This is a genomic window from Streptomyces sp. NPDC054786 (genome assembly GCF_053611685.1).
The window spans coordinates 181,338-200,586 of the sequence record NZ_JBSHAW010000006.1 but is presented as its reverse complement, the minus strand read 5'-3'; the positions used below and the strand labels follow the sequence as shown (position 1 = coordinate 200,586).

The following is a 19,249-nucleotide window of genomic DNA, read 5'->3' as shown; positions in this document are numbered from 1 at the left end:
GAGGAGCGCCAGGTGGGCGGCTCCCCCCGGGGGAGCGCCAGGTCGCGGTTGACCTCACCACGGTTCGCGGAACGTGATGCCGAGGTGCCGGCGGAGCCCCTCGCGCTGCTCGGCCGTGGCCAGGACCATGATGTCGTCCATGCTCCCCAAGGGGTTCTCGGGGCCGTTGTCGACGCAGCGGAAGGACCGGGGGTCGTCGTCGGGGCTGAGCTCTTCGATGGCGGCCTGCGCCGCACCCATGTCGAGGTAGTCGTTCGACTCCTGCTCTATGAGGAAGGAGAGCTCCTTGCCGTTGCGGTCGAAGTACAGCGTTCCGCGGCCGTCGTCCGCGTCCTCCTCGTCCTCCTTGTCGAAGCGGAAGTTGTCGACGGTGACCTTCCCTCCGGTGAGGGCTGCGGCTTCTTCCATGAGCGAGGGGTAGTACGCGTCGGCGAAGTCGACGTCATCGGCGTGGATGCTGATGGCCACGCCGAAGTCTTCGAGGGCGTCGGCTAGGTGATCGGGCCGTGTCAGTTCGCCGTGCGCGAGGTCACCGAAGTCGTCCACGACGCTTTGCGCCGTCTCCCGGGTGATCATGCCGAGATCGGTGAGCACTTCAGCTACCCGTATGTGGTGATCGTTGGAGACTTCGCCATGGTGTGATCCTGCCAGTCAGAGATCATCCCCGGGGCGGTCTCCTGCAAAGCTGCCCCCACGGGCGCCGAGCGGATCGTGCTCGACAGGAGAGGGGGCACCTTGCCGGGCCCCGCCTCCTCCCGGCCCCGCACGATCGCGCGTCCCCGCCGACTCCCGGCCTCTACGACTGTGCGTCCGCCGCCTCCCCGCCCCCTACGGCCGCGCGTCCGCCGCCCGGTACCCCTGCGCCTCGTCGTCGAACAGCGTTGCCGTGCGGTCGGCCGTCGCCTTCGCCCACCGGCCCGTTGTCAGGGCGCCGAGCAGCAGAACGGCCGCGCCGCAGCCGGCGATGATCCACCATGCCGGGCGGGCGGCCGCGACGAAGGCGTCCGCGCCGGCGGCGGCATGTGCCCCGCTCGCCAGTACGGCACCGATCACCGCGACACCGAGCGACTGCCCGACCTGCCGGCTGGTGGAGGCGACGGCGGCGGCCACCCCTGCCTGGGAGCGGGGCATACCGGACACCGCGGTGTTGGTGATCGGCGCATTGACCAGGCCGAACCCGATGCCGAACAGGACATAGCCGGTGAACAGCAGCGGGTTCGTCGACTGGGCGTCGAACGCCGCGAAGAGCAGCCCGCTCGCCCCCATCGCCATACCGGCGAGGAGCAGCGACAGCCGGGGCCCCCGGTTGCCGACCAGCCGCCCTGAAACCGGCGCGAAGACCAGCGTCATCCCGGCCATGGGGAGCATGTAGAGCCCGGCGCCCAAAGCGGACAGGCCACGGATGTTCTGCAGATACAGCGTGTTCATGAAGAGGAAGCCGGCCAGCGCGGCGAAGGCGCACACCGCCACGACCGTGGCCCCGCTGAACGGCGCGCTGTGGAAGAACCGCAGGTCGATGAGGGGTTCGCGACGGCGCCGCTCGTAGGCGATCAGACCGGCCAGGGATATCAGCGCCACCAGCACGAACGTCAGGATTTCGGGCGACACCCAGCCGGCGTCCGGGGCCTCGATGATCGCGTACGTCAGCGAGCCGAGCAGCGCGATCACCAGCAGCTGGCCGACCGGGTCGACCCGGCGCGGCTTGGGAGCGCGGGATTCCGGGACGTAGCGCAGGGTCAGGAAGAACGCGAGCGCGCCGATCGGCACGTTGATCCAGAAGATCGAGCGCCAGCCGACGCTCTGCACCAACAGCCCGCCGATCACCGGCCCGGCCGCCATGCTGATGCCGACGACCCCGCCCCACACCCCGATCGCGCGGGCCCGCTCCCGCGGTTCGGTGAAGGTGTTGGTGATGATCGACATGGCGACGGGGTTGAGCATCGAGCCGCCGACCGCCTGCACCATCCGGAAGACCACCAGCCACTCCAGGCCGGGAGCCAGGCTGCACAGCAGCGAGCCGACGGCGAAGACCACCAGACCGATCAGGAAGATCCGTCGCCGGCCGAGCCGGTCGGCGGTGGAGCCGGCCAGCATCAGCAGCGCCGCCAGGACCAGGGTGTAGGCGTCGATCGTCCACTGCATGCCGGAGACCGAGGCGTGCAGCTCGTGCTGGATGGACGGCAGGGCGACATTGAGGATGGTGTTGTCGAGGCTGACGATCAGCAGGCTCATACAGCAGATCGCCAGCACCAGGAGACGCCGTCGACGGCTGAGCTCAGGCATGGTTGAACGCTACAACGATCCCGCGCGTCCAGCCCTGGCGGGGCCACTCGCGCGGTGCGGGACAATGGGAGATCGCAGCGGCCGGACCGCCGTACGTGCCGCGGCCCGCCCGTCCCGTCCAAGGAAGCCGAAGAAAGCCGAAGGTATCGCCGTCATGACTCTGCTGCAGATCGGTCCGCATGCGGTGCAGCCGCCCGTGGTGCTCGCGCCCATGGCCGGGATCACCAATGCCCCGTTCCGGACGCTGTGCCGGGAGTTCAGCGGCGGCAAGGGCCTCTTCGTCAGCGAGATGATCACGACGCGGGCGCTGGTCGAACGCAACGAGAAGACCATGCAGCTGATCCACTTCGACGAGACCGAGAAGCCGCGCTCGATCCAGCTGTACGGCGTCGACCCGGACACCGTCGGCAAGGCCGCCCGCATGATCGCGGAAGAGGACCTCGCCGACCACATCGACCTGAACTTCGGGTGCCCGGTCCCGAAGGTGACCCGCAAGGGCGGCGGCTCGGCGCTTCCGTACAAGCGGAATCTGCTGCGCGCCATCCTGCGCGAGGCGGTGGCGAACGCGGGTGCGCTGCCGGTGACGATGAAGATGCGCAAGGGCATCGACGACGACCACATCACCTACCTGGACGCGGGGCGGATCGCCGCCGAGGAAGGCATCACGGCGATCGCGCTGCACGGGCGGACCGCGGCCCAGCACTACGGCGGCACCGCCGACTGGGACGCCATCGCGCGCCTCAAGGAGCATGTCCCGGAGATCCCGGTGCTCGGCAACGGCGACATCTGGTCGGCGGACGACGCGAAGCGGATGATGCGCGAGACCGGCTGCGACGGGGTGGTCGTGGGGCGCGGCTGCCTGGGCCGGCCGTGGCTGTTCGGCGATCTGGTCGCCGCGTTCGAGGGCACGGGCACGTACGCGCAGCCCACGCTCAAGGAGGTCGCGGCCGTGATGCTGCGGCACGCCACCCTGCTCGGCGAGTGGATCGGCGACGAGACCCGCGGCGTGATCGACTTCCGCAAGCACGTCGCCTGGTACACGAAGGGCTTCTCGATCGGCTCCGAGATGCGCCGCAGCCTCGCGGTGACCTCCTCGCTCGACGAGCTGGACGCGCTGCTGTCCGAGCTGGACCTGGACCAGCCGTGGCCGGTGGGCGCGGACGGCCCCCGCGGCCGTACGTCCGGCCGCAACCGGGTCGTCCTGCCGGACGGCTGGCTCAACGACCCCTACGACTGCGCGGGCGTGGACGCGGACGCGGAGCTGGACACGTCGGGCGGCTGAGCCGGATGCGGAGGGCGGGCCGAGCCACGCCGGTCTCCGCCCGCGGCAGGGGAGCCTGCCGCGAAGGCCCGGTGCCGGGGCGGTGACGACCGAGGCGACGGTGCGCCGCGGACCCGTAGGTGCGTAAAGCGGCGTGTCGGGCGCACGAGCGAGGCGGGCCGACGTGCACCCGCGATACCGTTTGAGTCCGTACGGGCTGCGGAGCACAGGGTGGGGACACGGCAGCCCGCACCGCCATGAACGAGATCCCGCACGGGGCGGGCGGGATCGCGGACGACGCTGAGGGAGCTGCCGTGGTGAGCGGGCACCGTTCCATCGAGGACACCGAAAAGGCCGTCCAGGCCAAACTCGGCGACACCCCTGTCCGCCATGAGCAGATGGCCGCGGTCGCGAACATCTACCGCGCCGCGGCCGCCGTACGGCAGCACTTCGAGAACTCCGTACTGCGTGGCGCCGAGCTGACCTGGACCTCCTTCGTCGTGCTGTGGGTGGTGTGGATCGGGGGCGAGAGGGAGACCCGCCGGGTCGCCGAGGAGGCCGGTATCTCCAAGGGCACGCTCACCGGCGTCGCCCGCACCCTCCAGGCCCGCGGCCTGATGGAGCGCAAGAGCCACCCGAGCGACGGGCGGCTCGCCCTGCTCACGCTCACCCCTGAGGGCGAGCAGCTGATGGGCCGGGTCTTCCCGGAGTTCAACGCCGAGGAAGTCTTTGTCACCGGGGGACTGAGCGACGACGAGGCGCTGGACCTGGCGGGTCTGCTGCGCCGGATCGTGGTGCAGGTCGAGACCCGCGGCGAGGACCGGCGGCTGGAGCTGCTGGACGGCCAGGATCCCCGGCCGCGGCGGAGCGGACGACGGGCCAAGGGGTAAGCGGCGAGGGCCGGTTCGCCGGGCTGTCGCGTCCCGGGACACCCCTGGCCGGGCGCCTTTGCCGTGGCGGCTGTCGGGCTCTTGAATGACCGGGGGTGCGATCGTCACCCCGGAGGCTGCCACTGCCCCACCCATCGAGGGCGGGACCGGCCGTACGCACGACAACCAGGTTCGATCCCGAACAACACCTCGGTCGAGGGCCCGGCAGGCCCCACCACAGCAGGGGAGTACCCACCATGCGCGCCTTGGTCATCATCCACGACCATCTGTCCACCGCGGGCCACGTAGGTGAGCGGCTGGCCGAGCGGGGCTATGAGCTCGACGAACTGCTCGTCGTGCCGGCCGAGCGGTATACGACCCCGGACGTCGACGTGGCCTTCCCTGCGGCCGAGAACTATGACCTGATCCTTACGCTCGGTGCTCCGTGGTCGGTGGCGCGAAGGAATGCCTGGATCGAGGCGGAACTGGCCCTGCTGCGCTCGGCGCACGAGGCCGGGATACCGGTACTCGGCATCTGTTTCGGCGGTCAGGCGCTGGCCACGGCCCTCGGTGGGGACATCGAGGTCGCCCCGCGCTTCGAGCTGGGCTGGAGCCGCATCACGACCGATGCGCCGGGCCTGGTCGGCCCGGGGCCTTGGTTCCAGTTCCACGGGGACCGCTGGCTGCTGCCGCCGGGTGCCCGGGAGTTGGCGCGTAACGAGGTCGCCTCGCAGGCCTTCGTCTGCGGCCGTTCATGGGGGGTGCAGTTCCATCCGGAGCTGACGCCGGAGGTGCTGCAGGCCTGGTTCGACGAGGACGGGAAGGCGATCGCGGCCGAGGTCGGGGTCGCCCCGGAGCGGCTGGTGGCCGAATTGCGGGCAGATCTGCCGGCCGTACGGGAGCGGGCGCGCATCCTGGTGGACGCATTCCTTGATCAGGTTGCGGAGCGAAGGGCCGGCGAGGGTCCAAATGATGGAACCCCGTCACACATGAGCGCGTGATTCTCGCCACCCCTGATAGGGGTCGCGCTCAGATGAGCAGTCCGTGAGGGGTTCCATCTCTCCAATGGTGGCACCGGGTGCCACGCTTCATGTGTTCGACTGATTACTCCATTCGTTGCAGTGAGTAGCACACCACTGCTGATTCGGGTGCTTAGCGGAGTGATGCATTCAGGTAATGAACGGACCGCCGAATGCGTGATCACTTTCGATCTACTGGCGGACGACTGGTTACACACGTATGTCGACCAAGTGGACGTACCCATACGCCTTCGATCTGGGTATGTTCCTGGCCGTCAGGGCAGCCCGTCGGCGAGGAGTCAGTGCCGTGCCGGAAACGCAAGATCCCCACGTAACCCAGCCTTCGTCCGTGAAGTTCGTCTACGACTTCACCGAGGGCAACAAGGACCTCAAGGACCTTCTAGGCGGCAAGGGCGCGAACCTCGCCGAGATGACCAACCTGGGGCTTCCCGTCCCTCCCGGCTTCACGATCACCACCGAAGCCTGCAAGGTCTACCTCGAAAGCGGCACCGAGCCCGCGGCACTGCGTGCCGAGGTCTCCGAGCACCTCGACGCCCTTGAGCGGAAGATGGGCAAGAAGCTCGGCCAGGCCGACGACCCGCTGCTCGTATCGGTGCGTTCCGGGGCGAAGTTCTCGATGCCCGGCATGATGGACACCGTCCTCAACATCGGCCTCTCCGATGCATCGGTTTCCGGCCTCGCCGCGCAGGCCGGCGACGAGCGCTTCGCGTGGGACTCCTACCGCCGCCTGATCCAGATGTTCGGCAAGACCGTGCTGGGCGTGGACGGCGAGCTCTTCGAGGAGGCGCTGGAGGAGGCCAAGCAGGCCAAGGGCGTCCGCGTCGACATCGAGCTGGACGCAGCCGACCTCAAGAGCCTGGTCGCGCACTTCAAGGACATCGTGTCCAAGGAGACCGGCCGCGACTTCCCGCAGGAGCCCCGCGAGCAGATGGACCTCGCCGTGCGCGCGGTCTTCGACTCGTGGAACACCGACCGCGCCAAGCTCTACCGCCGCCAGGAGCGCATCCCCGGCGACCTCGGCACCGCGGTCAACATCTGCTCCATGGTCTTCGGCAACCTCGGCCCCGACTCCGGCACCGGCGTCGCCTTCACCCGCGACCCCGCCACCGGCCACCAGGGCGTCTACGGCGACTACCTGCAGAACGCGCAGGGCGAGGACGTCGTCGCCGGTATCCGCAACACCGTGCCGCTCGCCGACCTCGAGCGCATCGACAAGGCGTCGTACGACCAGCTGATGCAGATCATGGAGACGCTCGAAACGCACTACAAGGACCTGTGCGACATCGAGTTCACCATCGAGCGCGGCAAGCTGTGGATGCTCCAGACCCGGATCGGCAAGCGCACCGCCGGTGCCGCCTTCCGGATCGCCACCCAGCTCGTCGACCAGGGTCTGATCGACGAGGCCGAGGCCCTCCAGCGGGTCAACGGCGCGCAGCTGGCGCAGCTGATGTTCCCCCGCTTCGACCTGGGCGCGAAGTCCGAGATGATCGGCCGTGGGATCGCCGCCTCCCCGGGCGCGGCGGTCGGCAAGGCCGTCTTCGACTCGTACACCGCCGTCAAGTGGTCGCGCTCCGGCGAGAAGGTCATCCTGATCCGCCGCGAGACCAACCCCGACGACCTCAACGGCATGATCGCCGCCGAGGGCATCCTCACCTCCCGCGGCGGCAAGACCTCGCACGCCGCCGTCGTCGCCCGCGGCATGGGCAAGACCTGTGTCTGCGGCGCCGAGGAGCTGGAGGTCGACACCAAGTCCCGCAAGATGACGACCCCGGACGGGACCGTCATCGAGGAGGGCGACGTCGTCTCCATCGACGGCTCCAGCGGCAAGGTCTACGCCGGCGAGGTGCCGGTCGTGCCGTCCCCGGTCGTGGAGTACTTCGAGGGCCGGATGCACGCCGGCGCCGACGACGCCGACGAGCTGGTCAAGGCCGTCCACCGGATCATGGCGTACGCGGACCGGGTACGCCGGCTGCGCGTACGGGCCAACGCCGACAACGCCGAGGACGCCGCCCGCGCCCGCCGGTTCGGCGCCCAGGGCATCGGCCTGTGCCGCACCGAGCACATGTTCCTCGGTGAGCGCCGGGAGATGGTCGAGCGGCTCATCCTGGCCGACACCGAGACCGACCGGAAGGCCGCGCTCCACGAGCTGCTGCCGCTCCAGAAGGCCGACTTCACCGAGCTCTTCGAGTCGATGGACGGGCTGCCGGTGACCGTCCGGCTGCTGGACCCGCCGCTGCACGAGTTCCTGCCCGACATCACCGAGCTGTCGGTGCGGGTCGCGCTCGCCGAGGCCCGCAAGGACGCCAACGAGAACGACCTGCGGCTGCTGCAGGCCGTGCACAAACTGCACGAGCAGAACCCGATGCTGGGTCTGCGCGGCGTGCGCCTCGGCCTGGTCATCCCCGGTCTGTTCGCGATGCAGGTACGCGCCATCGCGGAGGCCGCCGCCGAGCGCAAGAACGCCAAGGGCGACCCGCGCGCGGAGATCATGATCCCGCTGGTGGGTACCGTCCAGGAGCTGGAGATCGTCCGCGAGGAGGCCGAGCAGGTCATCGCCGAGGTCGAGAAGAGCCACGGCATCGACCTCAAGCTCAGCCTCGGCACGATGATCGAGCTGCCCCGCGCCGCCCTCACGGCCGGTCAGATCGCCGAGTCCGCCGACTTCTTCTCCTTCGGTACGAACGACCTCACGCAGACGGTCTGGGGCTTCAGCCGCGACGACGTCGAGGCCAGCTTCTTCACCGCGTACCTGGAGAAGGGCATCTTCGGCGTCAGCCCGTTCGAGACCATCGACAAGGACGGCGTGGGCTCCCTGGTCCGCAACGCCGTCGCGGCCGGCCGGGCCACCCGCCCGGACCTCAAGCTCGGTGTCTGCGGCGAGCACGGCGGTGACCCGGAGTCCGTCCACTTCTTCCACGAGGTGGGCCTGGACTACGTCTCCTGCTCCCCGTTCCGCATTCCGGTCGCACGGCTGGAGGCGGGCCGCGCGGCCGCGGAGTCCAAGGGCAGCGACAGCCGCTGACCGCACCGGGGACAGCGAGCACCGCTGACCCCCTCGGTCACCGTGGACGCCGAGTGCGCCCGCGGTGGCCGGAAAGACCACCGGAGTACGGCGGTTCGGGCCCAACCCTCAACCGCCCGGCTGTCGGCTCCGGCACCCGAACGAGGGCGGCACCTGTGCGGAGGTGCCGCCCTCGCTTTCTCCGGACTCCCCCCTCGGGAGCTGCCGCCACCCCGGTCGGCGCGGGAAGGCGGCCTTCAGCGGGGCTGGCGAGTGGCCGGGTGGTTGCTCATCACCCCCCACGGGATCGAGCAATCCGGTCCGTTCGCACCGCCGCTGAATTGAGTACAAGCTTTCCTCCCACCCGCCGGGTGGCGCGACCACTTTCAAGTCTGGCCAAAAGGGCATGGTGACCGCACGTGTTGGCGTGCATACTCAGGCGTGCCGGGGGCCGACTGAGGAAACCAGGGGTGGGGGTTCGGTGTTACGCGTCCATTTCAGTGGACTCGATCTGGCCCGTGTACGCATTGCGGCACGCCCGGACGCACTGTGGGAGACCGTCTTAAGCTTTCATCGGCTGCGCGACCGACGGGACGATTCGGCGTTCGGCAAATGGCGATCGGAAACACGCGGAAGGTTGAATGGCGAAGCGCGACTGCTGGCGCCGCTCGTGCCCACCCGCGGATATTTCCCCGATTTCCTGACGCCCGCCGAAGGGCTCCTCGGCATGACCGACGCACTCGCCGCACTGCGCGAGACGCCGGCCGGCCGGCTGCGCGAGGAACTCGCCCGGCTCTCCACGGCCGCCCGCCCGCTCCCGTCGTGGATACGGGCGATGGCCGAGGGCGACACCCGTGCCCTCGGCAGGCTCGCCGGGATCCTCCAGCGCTATTACGAGGCGGCCGTCGCCCCGTACTGGCCGCGCGTCCAGAGCCGTATCGAGGCCGACCGGGCCGCTCGCGGCAGGGCGTTGCTCGACGGCGGCGCGGACCGGCTGCTGGCCTCGCTCCCGCCGATGATGCGCTGGCGCCCGCCGGTCCTGGAGGCCGACTATCCGGTGGACCGCGACCTCCACCTCCGCGGCCGGGGGCTGTTGCTGCTGCCGTCGTACTTCTGCCGCCGCACGCCCGTCACGTTCCACAACACGGATCTGACGCCCGTGCTGGTCTACCCCGTGGAACACCAGACCCCGCGGTTCACCCCGCCGGTCCCGCCGGAACGTTCCCTCGGCCGGCTCGTCGGCCAGACCCGCTCCGCGATACTCCAGGGCATCGGCGTCGGCTGCACCACCAGCGAACTCGCCCGCCGCGCCGATGTCTCGCTGGCCTCCGCCAGCCAGCATGCGACGGTGCTCCGCGATGCCGGCCTGCTGGTCACCCTGCGGCAGGGCAACGCGGTACTGCACACCCTCACCCCGCTGGGCGCGGCCCTGCTGCGCGGTGCGCGCCCGGCGGAGGCGGCGGCGTACGAACGGCTGGGGTGAGCCGCGCCGGGTGCGTCTCCGGGCGCGTGGGGTACCTCGTGCCGCGCGCCCGGTACGTACTGCCGCCTGACGGGCTCCGCCCGCAGTCCGTCGGACAGGTCCTGCAGTCCGTCGGACAGGTCCCGCTGACCGCCGGGCAGGTCCCGCCGTCCGTCGGACGGGCCCTGCCGCCCGGTGGATACGTCCTGCCGCCGGTCAGGTGCGTCCTGACCGGCGGCAGCCGCGACAGGCCCCCGGTCAGTAGGGGCGATCGCCCGCGATGGCGACCCGTTCGGCGACCCGGCGGTGCGGCCCGTAGTCGTTCACCGCATAGTGCTGGGTGGCGCGGTTGTCCCAGAACGCGAGGTCCCCCGCCTGCCAGCGCCACCGCACCTGGAACTCCGGCACCTGCGCCTGCTGGAACAACAGCCGCAACAGCCGGTCGCTCGCCGCCTCCCCGAGACCCACGATCCGGGTGGTGAAGGAGGCGTTGACGAACAGCATCCGCCGCCCGGTCTCCGGGTGCCGGCGCACCACCGGATGCTCGACCGGCGGGAACTCCTCCTGGAATGGCGCCAGTTGAGCCGCTGAGTAGAAGCGCGCGAAACCCGGGAGATAGTCGTGCACCGCCCGCGCCTCATTGATCCGTGCCCGGATTTCCGGAGGCAAATTGTCGTATGCCGCGGCCATATCGGCCCACATCGTGTCTCCGCCCGCGGGCGGGACCTCCCGCAGTTGCAGCACCGCACCGAGCGCCGGCCGTTCCCGGAACGTGACATCCGTGTGCCATACGTTCTCGAACGTCGGGACGCCGCCGGCCGCCTTGTCGAACCGCACCACATCCTTCGAATCGCCCCGCGCCAGCAACGGGTTGGTCTCCAGCTCACCCCAATTGCCGGCGAATTCGCGCTGTGCGGCGGAGCTCAGATGCTGCCCGCGGAAGAACAGCACCTTCCACTCCAGCAGCGCCCGGTTCAGCTCCGCGTGCAGGCCGTCGGACAGCGGGCGGGACAGGTCCAGTCCACGAATTTCGGCCCCGATGGTGGCGGCCTGCGGTACGACCTCGAAGCGCTCGTAGGGCCGGTCGTCCCAGTCCTCGGGAGTCCGGCGCAGGATACGGTGCCCTTCGTACAGGCCGTCGGCGGGGATGCGGTGCGGGCGCAGGGCAGGGGCGAGGGGAGCCGCGGAATCGGCGAGCGTCGTCAACTGGTCCTCCTGAAGGCGGGAAGGGGAGGCGGGGGAGCGGGGAAGCCATGACCATGGCGGGTGGGAATCGTGGTGCGGCCACGGCGGAGGCGGTCGTGGGACCACCGGCCGCCGGACGTCAGTGCGCGAAGCAGTCAGAGCGCGAAGTCGTCAGTACGCGAAGCCGTCAGAGCGCGAACGCGTCAGGACGTACAGGAACAACCGGCCGGGGGAGACCCCACCCGGCCGCGGCGGCGCAGAAAGCTCAGGCCGCGGGGCGCGCACTCGCCGTGGGGGCCGCGATCGCGCGGCGCCACCTCACGGAGATTCGGATGCGTGCTCATGCCACGCACCGTACCTCCTCATGCAGGCGTCCTCAATCCGTCAGTCATCGATCCCACTGCGCTCCACCCCCGCGACGATGTACCGCTGGAGCAGCAGGAAGACCACCACCAGCGGGGCGATGGAGAACGCCGCGGCCACGAACAGCTCATGCAGATTGAGATTCTGCGCGGTGGTGAACGTCGACAGCGCCACCTGCACCGTCCAGGACTCCTGGTCCTGCCCGATCACCAGCGGCCACAGGAACGCGTTCCAGGCACCGATGAAGACGATGGTGCCGACGGCGGCGAAGACCGGCCGGGCGTTGGGGACCACGATGCGCCAGTACGTCCGCCAGTGGCCGAGCCCGTCGACCCGCGCCGCGTCCTCCAGCTCCTGGGGGAAGCCCAGGAAGTACTGCCGGAAGATGAAGCAGGCGAACGCGCTGAACAGCGTCGGAATGACCAGCCCCCGCAGCGTGGAGATCCACCCGAGCGACGACACCAGGACGAAGCTCGGCACGAACGTCACGGCCGCCGGGACCATCAGCGTCCCCAGGATCGTGTAGAAGACGGCATTGGCGTGCCGGTACGGGATCCGGGCCAGGCCGTACCCCGCGAGCGACGCCAACAGCACCGTGCCGACGGTCGTCGACACCGCGATCAGCGTCGAGTTGAGCAGCGCCCGCGCCATGGGGAGGTTCGGGTCCCGGAAGACCTCGGTCAGGTTCGACCACTGCAGCGCGTGCGGGAAGAACGTCCAGCCGGGCGCGGTGATGTCGTGCTCGGTCGCCAGCCCGTTCCGCACCAGCAGATAGAAGGGGATGAGGAACAGCAGCGCGAGGGTGATCAGGACGACGACCCGCAGTGCGCGCCCGGCTCTGGTCAGCGCGTCATGCATCGGTGCTCACTCCTCCTTGCGGCCGAGGCCGAACCAGCGGGCCTGCACGACCGTCGCCAGCGCGATGATCAGCGCCAGAATGACCGCACCCGCGCTGCCCAGCCCGAGATTCTGGTCCCGTCCGAGCGCCGTGTAGTACAGGTAGACCAACGGCGGCCGGGCATACGGCGGATAGCCGCGCGCATCGCTCAGCAGGTTGTAGAACTCGTCGAACGCCTGGAACGCATTGATCACCAACAGCAGCACCACCGCGACGGAGGTGGCACGCAACTGCGGAAAGGTGATGTGCCGGAAGACCTGCCAGCCGGGCCGTGCCCCGTCCACCGCCGCCGCCTCGTACAGCTGCGGCGAGATCCGCTGCAGCCCGGCCAGAAACAGGATCATGTAGAACCCGGCCTGCAGCCACAGCCGTACGGTCACGATGACCAGCCAGTACCAGGGCGGATCGGTCGTCGACAGCCAGGCGGTCTGGTCCGCGCCGAACCACCCCAGGACGGTGTTGGCCAGGCCGAACCGCACCCCGTTGAAGATCGACAGCTTCCAGATCACCGCCGCGACGACATACGAGCAGGCCGTCGGCAGGAAGAACACCGACCGGAAGAACGCCCGGGCGAAGCGCAGCCGGTTCACCATCAGCGCGAGTGCGAGCGAGAGTACATAGGTCGCGGGCACGATGAACGCCGTGAACAGCAGGAACGTCCCCAGGCTGCCGAGGAACGCCCGATCGCTCAGCATCGCGCCGTAGTTGCCCAGTCCGACGAAATCCGCGCCGGCCGGACTCACGGTGTTGTGCGCGTCGAAGAAGCTCAGGTAGACGCTCCACGCCAGCGGCACGTACGTGAACAGCCCCAGCCCGATCGCGAACGGCCCGACGAAGAGCCAGAACCAGAGATTCCGCCGCTGCGGGCCGAGCAGCCGGGCGCCGAACGAGCGTGGCTCGGCGACCGGCACCGCTGCGGCCCGGGGGGCCGGTACGTCTGTGACCGCCTGTTCGGTCCCGCCCGCCGTCACTTCTTCTTGACCCGCTGGAGTTCCGCGTTGACCTTGCGCACCACAGTCTTCAGCTCACTCTCCGGGTTGGTGCCGTCCTTGATGATCCGGCTCAGCGCGTCCTGATAGGCGGTACGGTCCGCTGTCGTCCACAACAGCGGCTCGGCATAGCCGTGATCGGTGGCGAACCGGACCGCGTCCGCCGCCGGGCCGGCCTGCAGCTGCCGGGCCTTCTTCGCCAGGGAGATCCGGGCCGGGATGTGGAAGCCGTACGAGAGCGCGAAGTCCTGCTGGTACTCGGTGCGGTCCACCCACAGCCACTTGGCGAACGCCTTCGCCTCCGCCTTGCGCTTGCTGCGCGAGCTGACCGCGGAGCCATAGGCGCCCACCGGAACGGAAGGCTTCCCTCCGCTCCCGTCCTTCGGGAACGGCAACACTCCGAAGTCGTCCCCCAGCGCCTTCTTGATCTGCGGCAGCGCCCACAGCCCCGACCACTGCATCGCGGTCAGTCCCTGGATGAACGCGGCCGGATCGGACCAGTCCGTGGGCGCCCCCAGCAGCAGCGACTTGTCCGCGTACAGCTGCCGGATCTTCCCGAGCGCACGAGCCGCAGCAGGATCGTCGAACCCGGCCTTGCCGTCCGCACCGATCAGACTCAGCCCGGCGGCGAACAACGGCGTGCCGCCGAGCACTCCGACCCCGCCGTCATTCCCCAGGAACAGCCCCTTGGCCTTCTTGTCGCTGAGTTTCTTCGCCCCGTCCACCAACTCGTCGAGCGTCTGCGGCGGCCGCACCCCGGCCTTCTTCAGCAGGCTCTTGCGGTAGTACAGCACCTGCATGTCAATGACCTGCGGGATGCCCCAGATCTTGTCCTGCCAGATCTTCGGTGCCAGCACGGCCTGGTGGAAGTCGTCCTTGACCGGCTCGACCTCGGCGGTCAGGTCGACCACCTGCCCGCCCTGGATCTGCTCCAGCAGCGGCCCGTTGACCTCGAAGACGTCCGGCCCCGAGTCGGTGAGCAGCGCGGCCGCGGTCTGCCGGTCGTAGTCGCCCGGCCGCCACTGCACCGAGACGTTCGCCTTCTTGTACGCGGCGGCGTACCGCTTCACGGCCCGCTCGGCCCCCGGCTCCCCGTACTGGTGGTACCACTGACGGATCCCGGGCCCCGAACCACCGCCCCCGCGCCCGGTGTTGGACCCGCACGCCGTCGCCGTCCCCGCGGCAAGGGCCAGCCCGCCGCCGGCCGCCAACAGCCGCCGCCTGTTGATCTCCGTCATGGCACGTCGCCCCCTGCGCTCGTAACCTACCGGTGATCATCGATCACCGACGGTGCGACCGTCCACTCTGCCGTACGACTGTGAAGCGCGCATGGCATCTGGACGAAACGGGGGGCCGGGTGGGGGTGTCGTCCGCGGGTGGCCGGTGGCCGGTGGCCGACCGGCAGCCGTCACGCGCTCGTCGTCGACGGTGAGGGCATCGGGGCGATTCAGTTCGACGAGGAGAGCGACCCCGAATTCCGTCACGCAAGCATCGACATCTTCCTCACGGCCCGGCGACACGGCCAGGGCCTCGGCACGGACGCCGTACGCACACTGGCCCGCCGGCTGGGCGGACGGACTGCTGAGGGATCTGTCGGCGGACGAGCTGACTTGAGCGGGCCGGCCTTGCTACGTATCCGCCCGACGCTGCTTGCGGTACAGCTCGATGGCCGCCTCGGTGGGGAAGTTGGGCACGGTGACGGTTTCGCCGGTGTCCTTGGCCACGATGACCTTTGACCCGCCTGGCGGGGCCGGCTTCGGCCGGCCGGATGCGTCCGGTGTACGGGGGGAGCCGGCGTACACGAGGTAGCCGAGGTCGAATTCGTGGACGTGCATCGGGGCGGGGGAGCCGTCCGGCAGCTTGGGCTGGGCGTAGCGGCTGCGGACGATGGCGAGCGCTTCCTCGGGGGTGGTCGGCGGGGTGGGCGTGTCCTGGGGCATACCGGATTCTCTCCTGTTCAGCATGGTCTTCTTACGCGGGACGCCCGTTAGCCCGCGGCGTGGGGCGCTCCTGGGGGCATTCCATGCCCGATGGCCAGGGGATCTCGTCGGAGACGGCCGTCCGGTGATCGCCGTACGGACAGCTGGCCAGGCCGTCTTCGTTGCTCATCGCGGGCAGCCCGAATTCCCTGAGTGTGCGGCGCGTCGGTCCGTCCGTCAGCCCGTCGGGCAGCGTGTGTTCCGGGAAGGTGTGGATGCGGTGCGTGCCGTGTTGACGGCTCACCAGGGCCACCGGCGGGCCCGGCTCCGCGCAGCGGGGGAGCTTCGGTCGGGGAGGGCTCAGGAAGTCCGCCGGCCGTGGACTTGGTAGTAGAGCTCAACCGCCGATTCCGGAGGGAAGTTGGGCAGGAAGGTCACCTCGCCGTCGGCCTTGGCGATGACGACATTGCTTCCCCCGGGCTCCGCAGGAGGAGCGGTGGGGTCCTCGGCGGGCGGCCAGCTCGCGTGGATCAGGTAGCCGTCGTCGAATTCGTGGACGAACAGGCCCGTCGGCCCGTCCGGTGAGCCGACCTCGGGGTAGTGCCGGCGGCCGATCTCCAGTGCCTCGGCCTCGTTCGTCGGCACGGGCTGCGGGCCGGTCTCCGGAGGGAGCGGGGGAGGCGTAGGGGGCAGGCCGGGAGCGCTGTCCGGCCGGTCGGAGTCGGTCATGATGCTGTCTCCTCGGCGCTGGTTCGTGTGGGTGGTGGTCAACCTAACTCACGCCGTGGCGGCCCGGTTGGTTCGCTTCCGGGGCGGGCGGGCGGCCGCCTCCGCCCCTGCACACAGGCCGTCCCGCCTCAGGTCGTCAGCCGCTGTGCCCGTAGGTACCGCCGATGCTTCCGTACGCCGGCGCTCACCCGAAGAGCACCCGCGCCAGCCAGAACTCCAGCAGTTCCGCATCGCCGACGATCTCGAAGGTGTCGCTGTCGCCGGGGAGGCGGCCGTAGATGAGGAGCAAGAGGTCCGTCAGGGGTGCGCGGACCGAGACGGCGGCCGGTTCCTGGGCGCGGCGCCAGGCGAGGGTGTCGCCGGTGAGGTCGACGGGCCAGTCGGCGGCCGCTTCCGGTGGGGTGTCCGTGGCGTGGAAGTGCAGGGTGCGGCCGGGGCCGAGGAGTTCGCGTCGGTCCGGGTGGAAGTCGAACATCTCGGGCAGGGAGCCAAGTTCCATCCACTCGTCGAGGCTGTCGAGGGCGACCCGCTGGTCGACGGTGAAGTCCCTGCCGAGGGCCAGGGTCGCGTCGGCCCGGTGCATGACCGTCTCGTGGGTCATGCGGCGGGCGAAGAAGCGCGGGGAGCCGGAGGGGAGCGGGGTCCAGATCCGGGCGTCGGGGCCGGTGCCGCGGAGCGTGTCCGCGAGGAGCCGGGCGCCTTCGGCGAGCCAGGCGGCGAGCTCGGCCGGGGACCGGGCGGTGTCGCGGGGCAGGATGCGGAGGGCGGTGTCGGGCGGGGGTTCGGTCGCCCGGGTCCGTACGAGCTCCGCCACCCAGCGATGGGCCTCGCCCAGATGCCGGAGCAGCTGGGCGAGGTTCCATTCGGGGCAGGAGGGGACGGTGGTCGTCAGGTCGGTGTCCCGCTCGATGAGGCAGGACGCCAGCAGGTCGGCCTGGTGGACGATTTCGGCGCAGTGACCGTCGTAATCCATGGCGGAGTTCATGACGTCACGGTAGGTCGGGGCACTGACAATGCGGCGTCACCACGTGCGGTTCCGCCTGTCTCCAGGCGGAACCGCAAGCGGCAGATGACCGCTCTTTCCCGGCCGTGCCGGTCAGAGGGCCGCCGCCGGCCGTGAGAAGTCGTAGCGGACGCCGGTGAGCTCCTCCGAGGCGGCCCACAGGCGTGCGCTGTTGGTGTCCTTCTTGGTCCAGGGGGCGCGGAAGGACTGGACGGGGGCGCCGCGCAGTCCGCTGCGCGGGCCGATGAAGGAGTCCGGCCGCATGTGCGGGGCGGTGGCGGCGCAGAGGGTGCCCAGGGCGCCGCCGTCCGGGGACTGGGCGAGCGCGCGGTTGGCCAGGTCGACCATGCGCTCGGCGGAGGTGCGGCCCTCCATCCGGACGCCCGCCGTCGCGAGGTTGGTGGCGGCGTATCCGGGGTGCGCGGCGGCCGCGACGACCTGCGAGCCGGCCGCGGCCAGCCGCCGGGTCAGCTCGTGGGTGAAGAGCAGGTTGGCGCTCTTGGAGCGGCCGTAGGCGATCCAGCGGCGATAGGAGCGCGCGCTGTTGAGGTCGGTGTAGTCGAGGTCGGCGAGGGCGTGCAGCATGCTGGAGACGGTGACGACCCGGGCGCCGGGCGTGGCGAGGAGCTTGGGCAGCAGCAGCCCGGTCAGCGCGAAGTGGCCGAGGTGGTTGGTGCCGAACTGCATCTCGAAGCCGTCGGCGGTGGTCCGGTACGGCAGCGCCATCACGCCCGCGTTGTTGACGAGCAGGTCGAGGCGGTCGCCGTCGAAGTCGTCGAGGGCGGCGGCGAAATCCCGCACGGAGGACAGATCGGCCAGGTCGAGCGGCCGGAACTCGGCCTCGGCGGTGGGGACCTCGGCCCGCAGCCGCTCCAGCGCGGCCCTGCCCCGCGCCTCGTTGCGGCAGGCCAGCAGCACGCGGGCGCCGTGGCGGGCCAGTTCGCGGGCGGTGACATAGCCGAGGCCGCTGTTGGCGCCCGTGACGACCGCCGAGCGGCCGGTCTGGTCGGGGATGTGGCTGGTGTTCCACCGGGTCACGCCTGTGCTCCTCCGTAGGGGGCGACCAGAGTACGTGGGCGGGGCGGCCGGGACCGGAGAGGGACGGAGGGTGACGGGCGCGGCCCGCCGGACCCCGCCCGGACAGCGGCGCGGCCCCGCCCTTGCCTTCCCGTACGGTCCCTCGCCTTCCGGTACCTCCCTCTCCGCCCGCCCCGTTGCCCGGTGGCCGCCCGGGTCACTCCCCTTCGGCGAGGCGCTTGATCGCCGAGAGACGGGTGTCCCACGCGGCGGCCACCCGGTCCATCCACCGGGCGGTGACGCCCAGCCGCTCCGGTATGACCCGGTAGCGCGCCTCCCGGCCTTCCCGGTGGCCGGCGACCAGACCGGCCCGGTCCAGGACGCCCAGGTGTTTGACGATGGCCTGGCGGCTGACCGGGAGTTCGGCCGCCAGGACCGTGGCGGTCGCCTCGCCGTGTGCGGCGAGGGCGTCGAGTATCCGGCGGCGGGTCGGATCCGCCAGTGCGGAGAACACCTCCGCCACGGCGTCCGAGCCCGCGCCCTGGCCCGAGCCCGCGCCCGCACCCCCGCCCGAGCTCTGGCCCGCGCCCGCCCCCGAGCCCGGGGCCCGGCCGGCGCCCGAGCCCCGGCCCCCGCCCGCTCCTGCAGCCCTCGTCATCCCGCGAGCTGCTCCGCGTACCGCCGGATGTTCTCCACCTGGCCGGACCAGCCCTCGGAGTGGCTCTCGTACCCGGCGGTCTTCTTCCGCTCCTCGGGGATGACGAGGCCGGCGAAGCCGGTCTCCACCACGCGCAGACGGGTGCCGTCGCCCTCCGGGGTGAGGGTGAATTCGACGAGGGTGGAGTTGCCCTCGACGGCCACCTCACCGGGGTGCGCGCTGGCCCAGCGGTACGAGAAGTGGTGCGGCGGGTCCACCTTCACGATTTTGGTGAGGAACTGGCCGTACTCGCCGTGGTCGAGCTCCATGATGCCGCCCGGCCGCAGGTCGACCGGCGTGGGCTCGCCCTGGCCGAACCACGAGCCGACGTGTTCCGGCTCGGTGAGCACGGCCCAGACCCGCTCCACGGGTGCGGCGATGCTGATCTCCCGCTCGATGCGGTCCGCGGCCTCGGTGCCGCCGTCCTTGTGCTGGTTGCTGTCGGTGCTCATGAGGTGCTCCTCCTGGCGTGCCCTTCTCGGTGCCTTACGTGCTACCCGATGGTTGCACGTGGCGACAGGAGGTGCAACCGG

General features: G+C 70.4%; 18 protein-coding genes and 1 pseudogene. 6 read left to right on the top strand and 13 right to left on the bottom strand.

Going from position 1 to position 19,249, the window contains the following annotated elements:
• Window positions 1-54: 54 nt before the first annotated feature.
• The gene (locus ACWGI6_RS07810; protein WP_453266664.1) at window positions 55-594 is read right to left on the bottom strand and encodes a hypothetical protein; all 540 of its coding nucleotides are present in this window, start codon (window positions 592-594) and stop codon (window positions 55-57) included.
• Window positions 595-828: 234 nt separating this feature from the next.
• The gene (locus tag ACWGI6_RS07805) at window positions 829-2,283 is read right to left on the bottom strand and encodes an MFS transporter (protein WP_453266663.1); all 1,455 of its coding nucleotides are present in this window, start codon (window positions 2,281-2,283) and stop codon (window positions 829-831) included.
• A 154-nt stretch (window positions 2,284-2,437) separates the two neighbouring features.
• Here ACWGI6_RS07805 and dusB point away from each other — a divergent pair, with 154 nt between their 5' ends.
• From dusB to ACWGI6_RS07780, 5 genes are all read left to right on the top strand, one after another.
• Window positions 2,438-3,565 (top strand): tRNA dihydrouridine synthase DusB, encoded by a 1,128-nt coding sequence (dusB, locus tag ACWGI6_RS07800; RefSeq protein ID WP_453266662.1) that lies wholly within the window; start codon window positions 2,438-2,440, stop codon window positions 3,563-3,565.
• A 296-nt stretch (window positions 3,566-3,861) separates the two neighbouring features.
• Window positions 3,862-4,434 (top strand): MarR family winged helix-turn-helix transcriptional regulator, encoded by a 573-nt coding sequence (locus ACWGI6_RS07795; protein WP_393905546.1) that lies wholly within the window; start codon window positions 3,862-3,864, stop codon window positions 4,432-4,434.
• Between the two features lie 236 nt (window positions 4,435-4,670).
• Complete coding sequence (locus tag ACWGI6_RS07790) at window positions 4,671-5,414, top strand: type 1 glutamine amidotransferase (protein ID WP_453266661.1); 744 nt, start codon at window positions 4,671-4,673, stop codon at window positions 5,412-5,414.
• A gap of 367 nt (window positions 5,415-5,781) precedes the next feature.
• Window positions 5,782-8,475, top strand: coding sequence for a pyruvate, phosphate dikinase (gene ppdK / locus ACWGI6_RS07785; RefSeq protein ID WP_453266660.1), 2,694 nt, complete (start codon window positions 5,782-5,784; stop codon window positions 8,473-8,475).
• A 616-nt stretch (window positions 8,476-9,091) separates the two neighbouring features.
• On the top strand, window positions 9,092-9,937 hold the full coding sequence (locus ACWGI6_RS07780) for an ArsR/SmtB family transcription factor (protein WP_453266659.1): 846 nt from the start codon (window positions 9,092-9,094) through the stop codon (window positions 9,935-9,937).
• Between the two features lie 237 nt (window positions 9,938-10,174).
• On the opposite strand, the gene ACWGI6_RS07775 is transcribed toward ACWGI6_RS07780, so the two are convergent.
• The 4 genes from ACWGI6_RS07775 to ACWGI6_RS07760 form a co-directional block, all read right to left on the bottom strand.
• Window positions 10,175-11,122, bottom strand: coding sequence for a TauD/TfdA dioxygenase family protein (locus ACWGI6_RS07775; RefSeq protein WP_453266658.1), 948 nt, complete (start codon window positions 11,120-11,122; stop codon window positions 10,175-10,177).
• 363 nt (window positions 11,123-11,485) lie between these two features.
• Window positions 11,486-12,322 carry a carbohydrate ABC transporter permease gene (locus tag ACWGI6_RS07770; RefSeq protein WP_453266657.1) on the bottom strand — a complete coding sequence of 279 codons (837 nt, stop codon included), beginning with the start codon at window positions 12,320-12,322 and terminating at the stop codon, window positions 11,486-11,488.
• Between the two features lie 6 nt (window positions 12,323-12,328).
• On the bottom strand, window positions 12,329-13,273 hold the full coding sequence (locus tag ACWGI6_RS07765; protein ID WP_453266686.1) for a carbohydrate ABC transporter permease: 945 nt from the start codon (window positions 13,271-13,273) through the stop codon (window positions 12,329-12,331).
• A 56-nt stretch (window positions 13,274-13,329) separates the two neighbouring features.
• Window positions 13,330-14,589 carry an ABC transporter substrate-binding protein gene (locus tag ACWGI6_RS07760; protein WP_453266656.1) on the bottom strand — a complete coding sequence of 420 codons (1,260 nt, stop codon included), beginning with the start codon at window positions 14,587-14,589 and terminating at the stop codon, window positions 13,330-13,332.
• A gap of 174 nt (window positions 14,590-14,763) precedes the next feature.
• Here ACWGI6_RS07760 and ACWGI6_RS07755 point away from each other — a divergent pair.
• Window positions 14,764-14,919, top strand: a pseudogene (locus ACWGI6_RS07755) (aminoglycoside 6'-acetyltransferase); the annotation flags it as partial.
• Between the two features lie 60 nt (window positions 14,920-14,979).
• Here ACWGI6_RS07755 and ACWGI6_RS07750 read toward each other — a convergent pair.
• The 7 genes from ACWGI6_RS07750 to ACWGI6_RS07720 all read right to left on the bottom strand — a co-directional run bounded on the left by ACWGI6_RS07750 (window position 14,980) and on the right by ACWGI6_RS07720 (window position 19,168).
• Entirely contained in the window at window positions 14,980-15,291 is a 312-nt protein-coding gene (locus ACWGI6_RS07750; protein WP_453266655.1) for a hypothetical protein, read from the bottom strand.
• Window positions 15,292-15,322: 31 nt separating this feature from the next.
• Window positions 15,323-15,574 carry an SUKH-4 family immunity protein gene (locus ACWGI6_RS07745; protein ID WP_453266654.1) on the bottom strand — a complete coding sequence of 84 codons (252 nt, stop codon included), beginning with the start codon at window positions 15,572-15,574 and terminating at the stop codon, window positions 15,323-15,325.
• 56 nt (window positions 15,575-15,630) lie between these two features.
• A complete protein-coding gene (locus tag ACWGI6_RS07740; RefSeq protein ID WP_393905555.1) occupies window positions 15,631-15,999 on the bottom strand; it encodes a hypothetical protein in 369 nt (122 codons plus the stop codon).
• A 184-nt stretch (window positions 16,000-16,183) separates the two neighbouring features.
• Window positions 16,184-16,984: a maleylpyruvate isomerase family mycothiol-dependent enzyme gene (locus tag ACWGI6_RS07735; RefSeq protein WP_453266653.1), complete on the bottom strand. Its 801-nt coding sequence runs from the start codon at window positions 16,982-16,984 to the stop codon at window positions 16,184-16,186.
• Between the two features lie 111 nt (window positions 16,985-17,095).
• A complete protein-coding gene (locus tag ACWGI6_RS07730; RefSeq protein ID WP_453266652.1) occupies window positions 17,096-18,040 on the bottom strand; it encodes an oxidoreductase in 945 nt (314 codons plus the stop codon).
• A gap of 196 nt (window positions 18,041-18,236) precedes the next feature.
• Window positions 18,237-18,542: an ArsR/SmtB family transcription factor gene (locus ACWGI6_RS07725; RefSeq protein ID WP_030984596.1), complete on the bottom strand. Its 306-nt coding sequence runs from the start codon at window positions 18,540-18,542 to the stop codon at window positions 18,237-18,239.
• 131 nt (window positions 18,543-18,673) lie between these two features.
• Window positions 18,674-19,168: an SRPBCC family protein gene (locus tag ACWGI6_RS07720; protein WP_453266651.1), complete on the bottom strand. Its 495-nt coding sequence runs from the start codon at window positions 19,166-19,168 to the stop codon at window positions 18,674-18,676.
• Between the last annotated feature and the right edge of the window lie 81 nt (window positions 19,169-19,249).

Excerpts from the sequence above, each read along its gene's own strand:
- ACWGI6_RS07805 (WP_453266663.1), bottom strand. The coding sequence starts at position 2,283 with ATGCCTGAGCTCAGCCGTCGACGGCGTCTCCTGGTGCTGGCGATCTGC.
- dusB (WP_453266662.1), top strand. The coding sequence starts at position 2,438 with ATGACTCTGCTGCAGATCGGTCCGCATGCGGTGCAGCCGCCCGTGGTG.
- ACWGI6_RS07790 (WP_453266661.1), top strand. The coding sequence starts at position 4,671 with ATGCGCGCCTTGGTCATCATCCACGACCATCTGTCCACCGCGGGCCAC.
- ACWGI6_RS07770 (WP_453266657.1), bottom strand. The coding sequence starts at position 12,322 with ATGCATGACGCGCTGACCAGAGCCGGGCGCGCACTGCGGGTCGTCGTC.
- ACWGI6_RS07760 (WP_453266656.1), bottom strand. The coding sequence starts at position 14,589 with ATGACGGAGATCAACAGGCGGCGGCTGTTGGCGGCCGGCGGCGGGCTG.
- ACWGI6_RS07750 (WP_453266655.1), bottom strand. The coding sequence starts at position 15,291 with ATGCCCCAGGACACGCCCACCCCGCCGACCACCCCCGAGGAAGCGCTC.
- ACWGI6_RS07740 (WP_393905555.1), bottom strand. The coding sequence starts at position 15,999 with ATGACCGACTCCGACCGGCCGGACAGCGCTCCCGGCCTGCCCCCTACG.
- ACWGI6_RS07735 (WP_453266653.1), bottom strand. The coding sequence starts at position 16,984 with ATGAACTCCGCCATGGATTACGACGGTCACTGCGCCGAAATCGTCCAC.
- ACWGI6_RS07720 (WP_453266651.1), bottom strand. The coding sequence starts at position 19,168 with ATGAGCACCGACAGCAACCAGCACAAGGACGGCGGCACCGAGGCCGCG.